Origin of the sequence: Methylobacter svalbardensis, from assembly GCF_037671525.1 — a bacterium.
Lineage (GTDB): Bacteria > Pseudomonadota > Gammaproteobacteria > Methylococcales > Methylomonadaceae > Methylobacter_A > Methylobacter_A svalbardensis.
Window position 1 is genome coordinate 38362 of sequence record NZ_JAWPOH010000001.1, and the last position, 13830, is coordinate 52191.

15 protein-coding genes are annotated in these 13830 nt (G+C 49.4%); 1 reads left to right on the forward strand and 14 read right to left on the reverse strand.

Annotated elements, in window-relative coordinates; all coding sequences use genetic code 11:
- Positions 1–34 precede the first annotated feature (34 nt).
- Complete coding sequence (locus RW114_RS00225) at positions 35–640, reverse strand: peroxiredoxin (protein WP_340120700.1); 606 nt, start codon at positions 638–640, stop codon at positions 35–37.
- A 273-nt stretch (positions 641–913) separates the two neighbouring features.
- Here RW114_RS00225 and RW114_RS00230 point away from each other — a divergent pair, with 273 nt between their 5' ends.
- Positions 914–1429: a hypothetical protein gene (locus RW114_RS00230; RefSeq protein WP_340120701.1), complete on the forward strand. Its 516-nt coding sequence runs from the start codon at positions 914–916 to the stop codon at positions 1427–1429.
- Positions 1430–1534: 105 nt separating this feature from the next.
- Here the strand turns inward: RW114_RS00230 and RW114_RS00235 are convergent, their stop codons facing one another.
- The 13 genes from RW114_RS00235 to RW114_RS00295 form a co-directional block, all read right to left on the reverse strand.
- Entirely contained in the window at positions 1535–3421 is a 1887-nt protein-coding gene (locus RW114_RS00235) for a potassium transporter Kup (protein ID WP_340120702.1), read from the reverse strand.
- 75 nt (positions 3422–3496) lie between these two features.
- Positions 3497–4930 carry a sodium:proton antiporter NhaD gene (gene nhaD, locus RW114_RS00240; RefSeq protein ID WP_340120703.1) on the reverse strand — a complete coding sequence of 478 codons (1434 nt, stop codon included), beginning with the start codon at positions 4928–4930 and terminating at the stop codon, positions 3497–3499.
- 463 nt (positions 4931–5393) lie between these two features.
- A complete protein-coding gene (locus RW114_RS00245) occupies positions 5394–5711 on the reverse strand; it encodes an ExbD/TolR family protein (RefSeq protein WP_340120705.1) in 318 nt (105 codons plus the stop codon).
- On the reverse strand, positions 5632–5913 hold the full coding sequence (locus RW114_RS00250) for a MotA/TolQ/ExbB proton channel family protein (RefSeq protein WP_340120706.1): 282 nt from the start codon (positions 5911–5913) through the stop codon (positions 5632–5634). The genes RW114_RS00245 and RW114_RS00250 overlap by 80 nt, the downstream gene beginning before the upstream one ends.
- A 377-nt stretch (positions 5914–6290) precedes the next feature.
- Positions 6291–7025 carry an energy transducer TonB gene (locus RW114_RS00255; protein WP_340120707.1) on the reverse strand — a complete coding sequence of 245 codons (735 nt, stop codon included), beginning with the start codon at positions 7023–7025 and terminating at the stop codon, positions 6291–6293.
- Positions 7022–7435, reverse strand: coding sequence for an ExbD/TolR family protein (locus tag RW114_RS00260; protein ID WP_340120708.1), 414 nt, complete (start codon positions 7433–7435; stop codon positions 7022–7024). Before RW114_RS00260 ends, RW114_RS00255 begins: the two co-directional genes overlap by 4 nt.
- Before the next feature lie 8 nt (positions 7436–7443).
- Entirely contained in the window at positions 7444–7968 is a 525-nt protein-coding gene (locus tag RW114_RS00265) for a MotA/TolQ/ExbB proton channel family protein (RefSeq protein ID WP_340120710.1), read from the reverse strand.
- Positions 7968–9296, reverse strand: coding sequence for a MotA/TolQ/ExbB proton channel family protein (locus RW114_RS00270; protein WP_340120711.1), 1329 nt, complete (start codon positions 9294–9296; stop codon positions 7968–7970). Before RW114_RS00270 ends, RW114_RS00265 begins: the two co-directional genes overlap by 1 nt.
- A complete protein-coding gene (locus RW114_RS00275) occupies positions 9293–10054 on the reverse strand; it encodes a DUF3450 domain-containing protein (RefSeq protein ID WP_340120712.1) in 762 nt (253 codons plus the stop codon). The genes RW114_RS00270 and RW114_RS00275 overlap by 4 nt, the downstream gene beginning before the upstream one ends.
- Before the next feature lie 127 nt (positions 10055–10181).
- Positions 10182–11540, reverse strand: a complete 1359-nt coding sequence (locus tag RW114_RS00280) for a DUF3526 domain-containing protein (RefSeq protein ID WP_340120713.1) — start codon at positions 11538–11540, stop codon at positions 10182–10184.
- Positions 11537–12949, reverse strand: coding sequence for a DUF3526 domain-containing protein (locus RW114_RS00285; RefSeq protein WP_340120714.1), 1413 nt, complete (start codon positions 12947–12949; stop codon positions 11537–11539). Before RW114_RS00285 ends, RW114_RS00280 begins: the two co-directional genes overlap by 4 nt.
- Positions 12946–13314, reverse strand: coding sequence for an ATP-binding cassette domain-containing protein (locus RW114_RS00290; RefSeq protein WP_340120715.1), 369 nt, complete (start codon positions 13312–13314; stop codon positions 12946–12948). The genes RW114_RS00285 and RW114_RS00290 overlap by 4 nt, the downstream gene beginning before the upstream one ends.
- Before the next feature lie 31 nt (positions 13315–13345).
- Positions 13346–13672, reverse strand: a complete 327-nt coding sequence (locus tag RW114_RS00295) for an ATP-binding cassette domain-containing protein (protein ID WP_340120716.1) — start codon at positions 13670–13672, stop codon at positions 13346–13348.
- Positions 13673–13830: the final 158 nt, after the last annotated feature.

Consider the following 13830-nt stretch of genomic DNA (forward strand, 5'->3'; position numbering starts at 1 on the left):
GTGTTAAGACCGCGCACTAATGATCAGCTATAAATTACAGCTTATCGGCATTTTTATCCAGGTACTCTGCAACACCGGCAGGGTTTGCGCTCATGCCTGACTGGCCTTTTTTCCAGCCGGCTGGACATACTTCGCCGTGTTCTTCATGGAATTGTAACGCGTCAATCATGCGCAACAATTCATCCATATCGCGACCTAAAGGCAGGTCGTTAACGACCTGATGCCGGACTTTTCCTGAGCGGTCGATCAGGAAAGTGCCACGGTAGGCAACGGCAGGTGCATCCGCTTCAACATCATAATCTTTACAAATAGCGTGAGACATATCTGCAGCCATGGTGTAACGAACAGGACCTATACCGCCTTTATTAATAGGGGTATTACGCCATGCGTTGTGCGTAAAATGAGAGTCTATAGACACGGCAATCACTTCAACATTACGGCTTTTGAATTCATCGATACGATGATCTAAAGCGATCAATTCACTTGGACAAACAAAAGTGAAATCTAACGGGTAGAAAAATACTACCGCATATTTGTCGCTAGTCGCTTCAGAAAAACTAAATGAATCAACTATTTGACCATCGCCCAGAACGGCAGGAACTGTAAAATCAGGTGCTTGTTTACCGACTAATACGCTCATTGATTATCTCCAATAAATAGTGAAAAAACAAAAGACTGTTAACTTGATGTTAGCCACTGAAGCAGTGGATCAGCGAAATTGTACACCAAGTTAGTAGGGATTTGTCGAAATTGTTGTTATTTTTAGCTTGCTTTAATTTTAATTTTATCCATAATTTGTCATCAATAGCTTACAATAGTCTCAAAGGTTTACCCTATACGGGGATCTTGAAAGCTAGTCGGCCTAACATGGCTGTTAAATTCACATAGCTTACTCGTTTGATGAGGTTCTATCATGGCAAAAAATAAACATATTACCGAACCCGATGTGTTCGGTTTTCAGGTACGCATCGTAAGACGCGGCAAAGAAAGCAGTCGTTATTTTTCACATAAATTATGGGGCAATAAAGGCAAATCGTTGAAAGCCGCAATTACCTGGCGCGACCAGATGCTGACCGTTTTAAAAGGCAGCAAGACCCGGTTTCTTAAACCACCCAAAAATAAAACGACTACCGGCGTCACGGGCGTATCCAGAACCATCAAGTATGATCATCGTAAAGATAAAAGCTATCTTTGCTATACCGTTTTTTGGGTCAGTAATTGCAAATCCAGAAATAAAACTTTTCAGGTAGGCAATGTCGATAAGGTCACGGCGGACGATGAGTTGCATGCGTTTCGTACGGCCAAGCTGTTCAGAAGTTGCTATGAGCATTCAATTGATAATGACCTTGAATTTTATGACAGCAAATTTGCCGGCTGGAAAAAACTACGCTTGTATGAAGACGAGAATTTGAACGCAGTCGCGATATAAGCAAAGATTTCGTGTTAGAGGCATGGGGCCGATCCATCAGCCTTTTGTGAAAACACACCCCGCACAGCTTCCGGTAAATAGCGGGGGTTCCGTTTTTTAATGCTGCTAAAGTTCGATGCGGATACCCAGCTCAATGACACGCTCGACGGGGATTTTGAAAAACTCTATCGCGCTTGAGGCATTGTGGAATAAAAACCGGAATAAGGGTCGACGCCATTTAGCCATAGGACTTTTTTTCCGGAAAGAGAGGCGTTCACTACTGATAAAAAACGATGTCTGTTTGAAATCAATGTTTAAGCCTTCCTGGGCGCACTGCTCCAAAGCTTGCCGCACATCAGGACTTTGCTGGAACCCATAGTAAAGCTTAACCCGGAAAAAATTGCTGTCCTTGCCAAATGCCCGAATTTTGACCCGGTGCGCCACATCAACGTAGGGCTCGTCTTTAGTGACGATGGTCAATACAACGATTTGTTCATGCAGCACATGGTTATGCTCGAAATTGTGCAAAAACACCTGGGGTACGCCATGTAGGCTTTTTGCCAAATAAATGGCTGAGCCTTTAACGGTGACTGCCTGATGACTGATTATCTTATCTTCCAAGTCCTCAAAAAGCATCCGTCTCTCATCCATATATTCTGCCAATAAGGCACGACCTTTAATCCAAGTAGTCATCATTAAGAACAATACGGTTCCGATGAGTAAAGGCAACCAGCCCCCAGTGGGTATTTTTAAACTGTTAGAAGAAAGAAACAAGAAGTCTACGGTTAGAAACGTTGTCAAGAAGGTAATACTAGCCGATCTTCTCCATTGCCAAAGCTCTTGAATGACAATAAACACCAAAACAGTATCGACAATCATAGTGCCGGTAACGGCAATGCCATAAGCAGAGGCGAGCGCCGAGGAAGATTTAAAGCTCAATACCACGACAAATACAGAAACCATCAATAACCAATTGATCGCAGGAATATACACTTGCCCCACTTCTTGACCCGAAGTATGCAAGATATTCATGCGTGGGCAGTAGCCAAGTTGTATGGCTTGTCTGGTGACTGAGAAGGCACCGGATATGACCGCTTGAGAGGCAATAACCGACGCCAGTGTTGCCAAAAGTAATAACGGATACATCGCCCAAGTCGGTGCCAACAAATAGAATGGATTTTTCACCGCCTCAGGGTGTTCAAGCAGTAACGCTCCTTGTCCAAAATAGTTGAGCAGTAAGGCCGGAAAAACAAAGCCGAACCAGGCGTAACGAATGGGTTTCAAGCCGAAATGCCCCATGTCGGCATAAAGCGCTTCAGCACCGGTTATTGCCAATACCACCGCCCCCATAATTAAAAACCCCTGCCATCCCAATTCAATCAATAAATGAATCGCGTAATAAGGGTTAACTGCTGCCAATACGGCAGGAGCATTGATAATATTATTTATACCAAGACAGCCCAAAGTAACAAACCAAAGACACATGATTGGTGAAAACATTTTCCCAACGGTTCCTGTGCCTTTAGCCTGCAAAATAAAAAGAGCGAAGAGTACCACTATGGTAATCGGCAATACATAATGCGCTAAGGGCGGTGCAATGATCTGCAAGCCTTCGACTGCACTTAATACCGAAATTGCGGGGGTAATAATGCCGTCGCCGTAAAACAAGGCGGCACCGAGCAAACCAATAGTGATGATAAAGCGTGTTTTTTTCGGATTATCCTTAGCGCTTTGCAGTGCAAACGTCATTAGCGCCATGATGCCACCCTCACCTTTGTTGTTAACGCGCATAATAAAAATCGCGTATTTGATTGCTACAACCAAGGTTAACGCCCAAAAAATCAGCGATAGCACACCCAGCACATGGGGTTTATCAATCGGCAAATGACTGCCGAAAATTTCCTTAACCGCGTATAAGGGACTGGTGCCAATATCACCAAATACGACACCGATTGCACTTAGCGCCAAAACCGTTACTTGTTGTTTGGAATGACCCTGTGATCTTGTCGACATAGTAAATATTGAATTAGGTGAAAAAATCAGCAAGAAATCAACTGGATGTCATTCTATAGCTATTTTAGGATCGGCCTAAAAATACCGACCATTAATAAGAAAGTGAACTGCGATACTGCCGAAGTAACCCAGCGCGATGACCGGCGCCCATTTCAGATGGCTGGTGAAGGTGTAAATTCCTTTAGCTTGTCCCATTAAGCCAACGCCTGCTGCGGAACCGACCGCCAACATGCTGCCGCCCACACCGGCGGTCAATGTCACCAGCAACCACTGGCCTTGAGATATATCAGGTGCCATGGTCAGTACAGACAGCATAATAGTGCCGTTATCCACGAATGCTGAGGCGATGCCGACCAGAATGTTGGCTACAGTGGGATCGATGCTGCCGTAAAGATGGTGGGATGCCACTTCCATATAGCCGATGAAGCTCAAGCCTCCGACACCCACCATTACACCGTAAAAAAACAGCAAGGTGTCCCATTCCAGGTTGGCGACCTTCTGGAAAATATCAAAGGGCAGTTCCTTGGCCAGTTGTTGATTTGCCTCTGCTTCCGGATTGTTCATGTATTTCATGGGCGCAAAATGATCGATTTTGACATCGGTCAAATCCACGGGTATCAATATTGAATGGGAGTCTCGGGTTTTTTGCAGGTAATAACTGAAAAACTTCAAATAGGTCAAGCCCATCATCATCCCGGCAGCGGGAGGCAGGCTCAGGAAATTTTCGAAGCAAGCCGATGTAATGATGGTCAATACGAACAAAAAGATGATTATCCAGGCGCCCCGCCTCATATTCTGAGCTTCCATTACCGCTGCGGGTCTTTCTCGTGGGATAAAGAAATGCATGACGGCTGCGGGTATAGCGAAGTTAACGATGGCCGGAATAAGCAGGGAAAAAAAGTCGGTAAAAGGCACTACGCCTTTTTGCCAGACCAGCAACGTGGTGATGTCGCCGAAGGGACTGAATGAGCCGCCTGCATTAGAAGCTACCACAACATTGATGCAAGATAAGGTAACAAAGCGCGGGCAATCTTTACCCATAGCCAAAATAACCGACCCCATCAGCAAGGCGGTAGTGAGATTGTTGCAGCCGGACGAGATAAAGAACGCCTGGAAACCGGTAATCCAGAATAATTGCCGATAGCTGAAGTTCTTGCTCAATAACCAAACCCGCAGGCTGTCGAACACGCCTCGGTCTTCCATCGCATTCAAGTAAGTCATCGAGACCATGATGAACAAAAATAATTCGCCATAGCTTTCAAGAGTAGCGCGGAACGCAACCCCCGCTTGTTCGCTCATTCCGGCCTTGTTATAAAAAACGGCAATAAATATCCAGATAAGACTTGCCGCAAACACCATAGGCTTTGACTTCCGTAACTCGGTAACTTCTTCGGTCATGGCGAGGAAGTAGGCAAGGGCAAACACAACCAATGCCAGATAACCAACCCAATGCTGAGTCAAATCTAATGATTGTACTTGGCTAATAGAGCCTGTTTCATCGGCTGCCATTGATAAGGAAGGAAATAGGAGGGCAAGTATAATCGGAATATATTTTGAGCAAAGCGACATTTTTTTCCTTAAGCGATAGGCAAAATTGAATAAAAGCTGTTGATTTTCATACGCATAGTGAAACTGTTTTTATTCAATGCGTTTAAAGATAGGTGCGTTTTGATGAGCAATAACGCATGACTTAATGCAAACAAAATGGATAAAAACACTTCAAAAATTGAATTCGCATAGGTTTTTTTTCATGCAGGAAAGTCTAAAAATTGAATATATGATACATCTGATCGATGAAGGGCGACACCGCCACCCATACGAATCAGTTGAAAGTAGACTAAAAGCTTACGCTAATCAAGGAATGAATTTACATATAGAGTGTATACAAAACATTAGCCAATCACGAAGAATACAGATTTTTTACGGTGACTTTTCTGCGTTTCTTCGTAGCTTTAGTCTTTGAAGGACGGCGCTACCGTTTCTCAGTCACGAACGCTATTTTAGCGATCCCCGAATATTGTACAGTTGCCATGACTTCGGCGACTTTTGCATAAACGACGTCTTGATCGGCGTATAAATGCAAGCCTATTTCAGGATTTTTTAACAGTTCAGCCTTCAGCGCTGTTTCCAATGCGGCAAGGTCCGCGAGTGGAAGCTTGTTCAGTGTTATAGCCCCCTGCGCATCAATGCCAAGCTGCAACGGCTGCGCTTTAATATCCGCAGTGGTCTCGGCGGTTTTCGGTAAGGTCACATGCACCGATACTGGTCGAGCCGCTGGCAGTAATTTCATGCATCGCGTGTATGATGCCTAAAACCGTACCGAACAAACCGACGAACGCCGCAGTGCTGCCGATGCTGGCAAGCATGGTCAGGCCGCTTTCCATTGCGTGTTGCTCCTGTTGCATGTGCACGAGCAGCGAATGCTCCAGTAATTCAGATCGGACGCCTCGGTATTTAAGGCTCTTGCCGGCAGACTGCTGACTTTCATCCAAGCAAACCCTTGCTGGGCTATGCGCGCTTCCGGCCCCCTGGCTACTACTGTGGGCAAGGTTTTTGCCTGCTCCAGATTAGAGGCATCCCAAAACGCTTTGTTATAAGCCCGATTATAAAAACTGTTCTTGGTGAGCTGCCAGATTTTGAAAAAAATAACCGTCTATGTGATCACCGAAAAAGCCAGCAGTGTGTATAAGGTACCGTCGATAATTACTTCCGGCGAAATGTGAGAGGGCATTAAGATCTGCTTTTTTAGTTATTCAAAATAAACGCATGGGTGCAATCATCGGACTGATTGCTGTTTTTTTAAGCTCACGGCATCGGCTGAACAGTTGTCCCGATAGGGGGCAATATAGGCCGGTAAAGCGCAAACCAATTATCTTGTTAATTTAAATTGCAGGGTCTGAACGGCTCTTTGGGTAACCCCGACACCATCAACTATTTTTCCCTTGAATTTCCACCGGCTAATAGCCTGTAGCGCGGCATTATCAAAGATACCCGCAGGCTGAGCCTCTATAACCACGGCATCTTCAACATCTCCGTCTGTGGTGATGGTAAATTCGACTTTAACCCAGCCCTCAATATGACGGTTAGCCGCCCCTCTCGGATATTTGGGCGGAACCCGTTCCAGCGGAACAACACCGGTGCTGACTCCACCAGAAGCGGCGCCTTTACCGGCATCATCTTGTGCATTGCCGGTTTTCCCGGTATCGCTTGTTGTCCCTGCTGTCCCTGCTGTGCCTAAGACGTTCACCGCAGGCCCACTGGATTTTACCGCTTGTACCGGTATATCCAGCTTGGGCACATCCATAGCAGGTATTTCCTGCTTTACCACGGGTGCCTTTTGGATTACCGGCTGCTTTTTGGGCGGCGCTTTCTGGCGTTGCGGAGGCTGCGGCTTATCCTGCACCTGCTCCACCTTTTTTTCAGGCGGTTTTTCGATTTTAGGCTTTGGTGGTGGCTCACGTTTTAAGCGCACAAACTCCATCATGTTCAGGTGTTCGGTTTTTTTAACCACATGCTGGTTACTCATCAGCATGAATTGCATCAGCCAGAACAGGCCCAGCGAGACAAGAATACCGGTCAATAAGGCGGCAACAGACGACTTCACTGAGACTCCGCTTCGGTAGCAATGGAAGCGTTATTGATACCGGCCAGGCGAATCTGATCCATAACGCTGACCAGAACATGGGTTTTGGCCTCCCTGTCAGCGGTAATCACCACCGAACCTAGCGGATTTTCGGCATGCAACCTGGCGACATTGGCTCTAACCGCACGAATGTCGATGACCTTCTTATCTATCCAGATTTCACCGGCGGGGCTAATCGCCACAATAATATGCGCCTGTTCGAGTTTCTCGGCAGTTTTAGCTTGCGGACGATTAACGTCGAGCCCTGATTCCTTAATCGAGGAACTGGTCACTATAAAAAAAATCAACATAATAAAAACGATGTCGAGCATCGGTGTCATATCAAGTTCAGCATTTTTGTCAGCTGACGACCGGCTATTTTTGCGGCGCATGGATGCTCCTAGTGATATTTTAATAAATCGGTCAGGTGATGAACTTCATCATTGACCAGCTCTTCAATACGCTTGCTGAAATAAAGTCCGCCTATTGCGATAATCATGCCGGCCATAGTCGGTATGGTGGCCTGGGATACGCCGGATGCCATTGCCCTGGCGTTGCTGGTGCCGGTCACCGACATCACGTCAAAGACGCTAATCATCCCTGTTACCGTGCCTAGCAAGCCTAACAACGGACACAAAACCACCAACATATTGATAATAGGAATAGTTTTGCTCATTTTAATTTTAGCCTCAGAAATAATACATTCCCTGATGGATAAGGCATGTGGCGTATGCCGGTCTTCCCGGCTGTTCCACTGGTCCACCCAAAGAGCCTTGAGCCCGGGATAGGTCAGCCTGAAAAAAAAGAAGCGCTCAGCCACCAGCGTCCATAAACAGATGGAGGTCAGCAGAATCATCCATAGCACGTCGCCGCCGGTATTTAAGAAATTGCGTAGCGACTCCAGCAACGTTAACAACGCAGACATTACTTGCCTGCCCGGCGGCTGATTAAGCCGGCCGTCTGCTCATCGAGAATTTGCACCAATACCCGGCTGCGGGAAGCGACAATGCTGTGCAGAAACAATAAGGGAATGGCGACAGACAATCCCTGCACGGTAGTCACCAGCGCCTGGGAAATGCCTTCAGCCATCAGTTTTGGGTCGCCTGTGCCGAACAAACTGATCGATTGAAACGTCACAATCATGCCGGTCACGGTGCCAAGCAATCCCAGCAAGGGCCCTACGGCAGCCACCAACTTAAGAATCGACAAGCCTTCTTCCAACGGCGGCACTTCCCGGGTAATCGCCTCATCCAGTAATAACTCCAGATTATCGGTATCCTCAGCATTGCCTTTCTCGACAACAGCAAAAATGCGTCCCAGCGGATTGTCCTCATTAGCAACAGAACTGTTCATCTGCAGCTCCATTTTTCGGCTGACTGACGATAATTGAACCAATCTGACCATGCCATAAATAAAACCGACCACACCCAAGATCATGGTTATGTAACCAATCAATCCGCCTTGCTGCAAACGTTCAATGAAACTCGGCGTTTGAATCAGCATGCCGAGAATAGCGCCGCGGGTAGGATCAAGGGCAATATCGGCTTGTCCTGATGTAGACTCTGCGAATTCTTCAGCCAAATCAAGGAACTTGCCTTCCGGTTGACGCGGCAGATCGGCCAGTTTCCCGGTTTCCGGCAAATAGCGCAAATATTGGCCATCCGCCAGCGCATTGAAGACACCCACCCGCACGACTTTTGCCTGGCGCGGTTCTCCTGCTGCCGACAGGATTTCAGCATCGTAATGGACAACTTTGCCGGATTCGGTCATTTCCTGTTGCAGGGTAAACCATAATTGCTCCATCTGCGCCATGGACGGCAGGGCTTTGTTATCGGCAATCGCAGATAACACGGCGGTTCTGTCAGGGAACTCCGCAGAAATAATAGAATTTTTCAAGTTGGCTTTTAAATCGCCGGCGACTTGCCGGGCGACGCCGAATAGTTCGCCCAACGGCCCGCTACGCTCGGTCAGTTTGGCTTCCAGCTGGTTTAACTGTTCGGTGTTGGCCGTCAGTTGCGCCTTCAGTTGACTGCCGATGCTTTCCTGTTTACTCAGCTCCGCTTTGGCAGCGTCTAATAATTGTTGCTGTTTGCCGGGGTCGGCAACAAACTCGGCTTCCCGAGCGGCATTGACTTTGCCTTCCTCGCCTTGAGTTTGTTTAATTTCCTGTAATAACTTATCCAGATCCAGGTGATCGGCAAAAGCAGTATTGCAAAGCAATAGCATTAAAAAAACAAAGATCAGCTTATTCATTTGGCGGCCTCAGGTGCAGAAACGGGAACGATCAACATGTCGGGCGCGGTTTCCTTGCGGGCAATACGCAAACCGTTACGAATCGAGTTGCTGTAACCGGAAGATAATGGCTGCCAGCGTTTTTCCTCTTTATCCCAGAAACCGGTTTCACTGCCGTCCAGCCGTTGGTAATAAAGGGCCACACGACCCAGGCGTAAAAAATCAACCGAACTGGTCACTCCGTTCAACACGATATTCGCCTTATAGGCTTCAATCGTATTGCCGTATTCATTTTCAACCTGAAAGGCCTCCATGATCCGGCGAAATTTTTCGGCATTGCTGACATCGGCTTTCGTGACCAGCTCTTTTAATTGGCTCAAACGCTGCTTGCGCTCCTCGGGTAAGAACGGCAAATCCAGCTGAATAAATTGATCCAAGCTATCGAGCATGTGTACGATCAACGGCACGATTTCCTGCTTGGTAACTTCAATATCTTGCAGTTGTTTTTCCAGCGAGGCTTTTTCTTCAACCTGGGATGCCAGCATGTCTTTAATATGCTGATTATAGGTTTGCAAAATATCCGTTTGCCGGGTAACTGAGTGGTATTGTTCCTGCAGCGTATTTTTTTGATCGCCAGGCACCGCCGGCTGAGCTATCGTTGCGGCGGTTTCCCGGGCAGGCGCAGCAGCCTGCACCGATAACGCACAAACGCCTAAGAAAGCGGCGGCCAGACAGGTGTGATGTCGGCTAGAATTAAGCATAGTAGTCCAAATAGTCATAGTATGAAGTTAAGAAATTCCGACCGGAAAAGTCGTTTCGATTGCTATCTATTATAAAGCCTGATCTGAGTTTATTATCAAGGTGTCAGTAAAATTACCCTGCCTGCGCTGGCGTTTAAACCGCGTTTTACGGCTTTGCGAAGCGGTTGCGCAACATGATCAGCCCCCCTGATAAAAAAATGCCGACCAACAACTGCCTTACTAGCACCGTCCAAGCTGTGGCCGCAGTCAGCAACGGTGTAAAGATCGGCTGTTGTTGATAATCCGAGGTCGTCATGGCTTGCTTGCCGATGATTCTGCGGACAAAAAACGCCCGCCACCGGTCTTCAAATTGATTAACCGTGTCAATGTATTCGGCATAACGGGGCGCGTCGATACCCGCCAGACGGTCGGCCGTCAACACGACGGCCAAGCCTGGCGACAGTGCGGACCAACGCTGCATAAACTCGAAATGCGCTTTCCGAACCTCATCGAAACGATACATCAACGGCCGCACCTTGCCATCAAGCTCCAGATTGGCGGGCAGACCGGTAATTTCGCGCGAAAGCTCCGATACGGGCGCGATCTCAGGATGAGACAGATACCAGGCCGACAGCAATCCGGCTTGTTGTGTAGCCGTTTGCGCCTGAACACGCCGAATATCGACAATCGCTTCGAGCCGGGAGGGCATGGCTTGCTCGCCGCTTGCCGCCCAGCTTAAACCCGCCGGTAGCGCAAAGGTCGTGACCAGCCATACGCCTAGCAAGCCTACCGCCGCCGCACCCGATGAAACCGGCAGCAACAAAAACAGTCCGGCAATTGCAATCCACAACCCGGTAAACAGCCCGACAAAAACCAGCCAATAACTTGCCACGTAAACAGTCGCGCCGGAATCCAACATAAACGCAAGCAGCGATGCCGCGACCACAGGCACCAGCACCATTACCCAGCGCACCGCGAGTGCGGTAAATACCATCCGCCAAGGCTGGGCCATTTGCGCGCAAACCAAACGCCATACGCCCCGCTCCCGATCTTCCTGCACCAGACCGTAACTAACCGCTATCACGGTCAACGGCAGCAATAACGCCAGTACAGTCGCAAAATCGGGCAAGCCCAGTTCGCGCAGCAGCGGATTGAATAGCTGATCGCTGTTACGGCCATCGGTATGACGACTGCGGCTTGAGATCCGCAGCTCTGAACCGAGCAGATCGACTTGCCGCACGCTCAAGGCCAAACCGCCCAGCGCCGGAAGGCGCACCGTTGTACTATCGGCCAGTTTGCTGGTATAGCCGCCTTGGCCGGTACCCGGCGCATCGTGCATTTCCGTCCGCACCTGCGTGCCTGCGGAGGGGTGTTGCGACGGCAATGCCCTGGCACGAAACTCACTGGCAGCAAGCCCCGACCAAAGCGCGCTGGCCGCCAACAGAGTAAAGAATGCGGCAATAACCCACAGATTGACCGGATTGCGGATGAAGCGCCGCCATTCGGCTGGCAACAACGGCATCATGGCTTCAGCCTCTTGGCAGAAAACAGCAACGCTATCAGCGCGGCGACCAGCCAAGCCAGCAATACCAGCAGGTCCGCCAGCGCATGATGCAAGGCAAAGCCCACCGGAGGCGATTGATAACGGAATGCCTTAACGCTGGCCCAGTCGTCATCATGGCCCTGAGCGCCATGCTCCGTGCCGTGGCTGCGTTCACGATCCCAGTCATCGATCAGGCCGATAAAATAATGCCGGTAATTTTCGGCGGCATCCTCAAAATGGCGCTGATGCGCCAAATCCATGCCCGACAATGTCATCGACACCGAGCGCATCGCGATACTCGGGCCAAGCAGCGAGGCGATATGGATAAACCGGCTTTGGCGTTCGAACGCATCACTCAACCTGTCGAAATGCAAGGTATGAACCCGTTCGGAATAACCGTCATTAAAACTGCGTTTGAGTGCGGTATAGCCTACCGGCAAATCTTCAATCCGCGTCACACCGTACTGTTTTAACAGCTGAACATTGAATAACGCCTCCCGCTTTTCATGGTCGCCATCGTTATCCAGACCCTGCTGAATATCGTCTTTGATCGCCGCCCAAAACGCCGTCGCAGCGGGTATCGGCATCCACACCTCTGCGGCAGCGGCGCCCAATCGCGGCGCAATCAGCACACTGCCAGACCAGAAAGCCAACAACGCAAACAAAGCCAGACGGCTGCTGTTAAAATGGATCGAGGTGGACATAGCCAGGGCCGCGAATACCGCATAATAGATAAAAAAACTAGCGCCCAACGCCAACAGCCTGAGACTGTCGTCACCGGTGAGGTCGAAATTACGATACAAAATAATCATCGCAAGCCCCATTACCGGCAGCAACACCAGCAAAAAAGCCAGCAACAAACCGATAAATTTGCCCAGCAACAGTTGCATAGCCGATACCCCGAGACTGTGCAACATGCGCAACGTACCTTGCTCCCGCTCCAAAGTCACCGCATTAAAAGCCAGCGCCACGACCAGCAGCGGCAACAATGCAACCAACACAAAACCGGCGCCGGCCTGCCCGAAGCGACCGGCTAATCCCTGGTCGGCCGCCGGACTGAAACGCGCGCCGTTGCGTTTGTGCGGCTCCAGCCAGAGCGTCTGACCGGTATAGTGTCTCAAGCCGGGATCTATCGATGCCAGCGGCGAATCCGGCTTAACCACATAAATGCCGAAATGCGCCGCCGCATGCGGGTTCTTGACGCCTTGCGTATCCCATTGTTGCTTGGCGCTTGCGCCCACTGCCTGTTTTTCCTGCTGCAACTGCTGATGTTCGCTGATGGAAGCCAGAAAAAAGCCGCTTAATAGCGCGAACACCGAAAAGGCCAACACCAACAGCCTTCCGTCCCGCACAACCGCCAACAGCTCCTTGCGGATAATCGCAACAATCACAGCAAGCCCCGCGCGTGCGCCAGATATTTGTGTTCCAACTCATCGTGCGCCACGGTGTGCGCATCGAACTCTTCAACCAGACGACCCGCTTTCATGATGCCGATACGGTCGGCGACCTGCTTGGCATTAAACAGATCATGAGTCGCCATCAGCACCGCCATGCCCAGATCGGCGGCCGCCCGTATGCGCTGGGCAAAATCATTGGCCGCACTGGGATCGAGCCCGGAGGTCGGCTCATCCAGCAGCATGACTTTCGCCTGTTTTGCCGAGGCGATAGCCAGACCGACTTTCTGGCGCATACCCTTGGAGTAAGTCGACACGCGCCGGTCATGGGCGTCGGTTTGCAAGCCGGTATTCGCCAGCAAATCGTGCGCGTGCTGCCGGGATAGGCGGATATCAGCCAGCGTACAGAAAAAATTCAGATTTTTCCACTCCGGTCAGGTATTCATACAACGCCACATTTTCCGGCAAATAGGCCAGCTTGGCGCGCACCACCGCCGGGTTTTGCTCAGGCGACTCGCCATCAATCAACACATTGCCGCTGGTCGGCCGATGGAAACCCAAAAAGGTATTAATGGTTGAGGTTTTCCCGGCTCCATTGCCGCCCAGCAAGGCATAGACGCAACCGGCCGGAACCGACAAATCGAGCCCATCGATCGCGCGATGGTTTTTATACTTGACCACCAGTTGTCTGGCTTCAAGCAGGAATTTGTTTGGAGGCATAATTAGTTTCGGCTTAAAGCAATTAAGGACACATCAAGAATCCGATCCGTAGGAAAAAGCACTGTCCACGAAAAGCACGAAAGACACGAAAAAAATCGCGTCGTGGTTTTTCGTGCTTTTCGTGTCTTTCGTGGACATTTCTTTTAGTGGATTGGGCT

What these genes read in the sequence shown, in the direction of transcription:
- RW114_RS00225 (WP_340120700.1), bottom strand. Translation starts at nt 640, where the DNA reads ATGAGCGTATTAGTCGGTAAACAAGCACCTGATTTTACAGTTCCTGCC.
- RW114_RS00230 (WP_340120701.1), top strand. Translation starts at nt 914, where the DNA reads ATGGCAAAAAATAAACATATTACCGAACCCGATGTGTTCGGTTTTCAG.
- RW114_RS00235 (WP_340120702.1), bottom strand. Translation starts at nt 3,421, where the DNA reads ATGTCGACAAGATCACAGGGTCATTCCAAACAACAAGTAACGGTTTTG.
- nhaD (WP_340120703.1), bottom strand. Translation starts at nt 4,930, where the DNA reads ATGGCAGCCGATGAAACAGGCTCTATTAGCCAAGTACAATCATTAGAT.
- RW114_RS00245 (WP_340120705.1), bottom strand. Translation starts at nt 5,711, where the DNA reads ATGAAATTACTGCCAGCGGCTCGACCAGTATCGGTGCATGTGACCTTA.
- RW114_RS00260 (WP_340120708.1), bottom strand. Translation starts at nt 7,435, where the DNA reads ATGCGCCGCAAAAATAGCCGGTCGTCAGCTGACAAAAATGCTGAACTT.
- RW114_RS00265 (WP_340120710.1), bottom strand. Translation starts at nt 7,968, where the DNA reads ATGTCTGCGTTGTTAACGTTGCTGGAGTCGCTACGCAATTTCTTAAAT.
- RW114_RS00270 (WP_340120711.1), bottom strand. Translation starts at nt 9,296, where the DNA reads ATGAATAAGCTGATCTTTGTTTTTTTAATGCTATTGCTTTGCAATACT.
- RW114_RS00275 (WP_340120712.1), bottom strand. Translation starts at nt 10,054, where the DNA reads ATGACTATTTGGACTACTATGCTTAATTCTAGCCGACATCACACCTGT.
- RW114_RS00280 (WP_340120713.1), bottom strand. Translation starts at nt 11,540, where the DNA reads ATGATGCCGTTGTTGCCAGCCGAATGGCGGCGCTTCATCCGCAATCCG.
- RW114_RS00295 (WP_340120716.1), bottom strand. Translation starts at nt 13,672, where the DNA reads ATGCCTCCAAACAAATTCCTGCTTGAAGCCAGACAACTGGTGGTCAAG.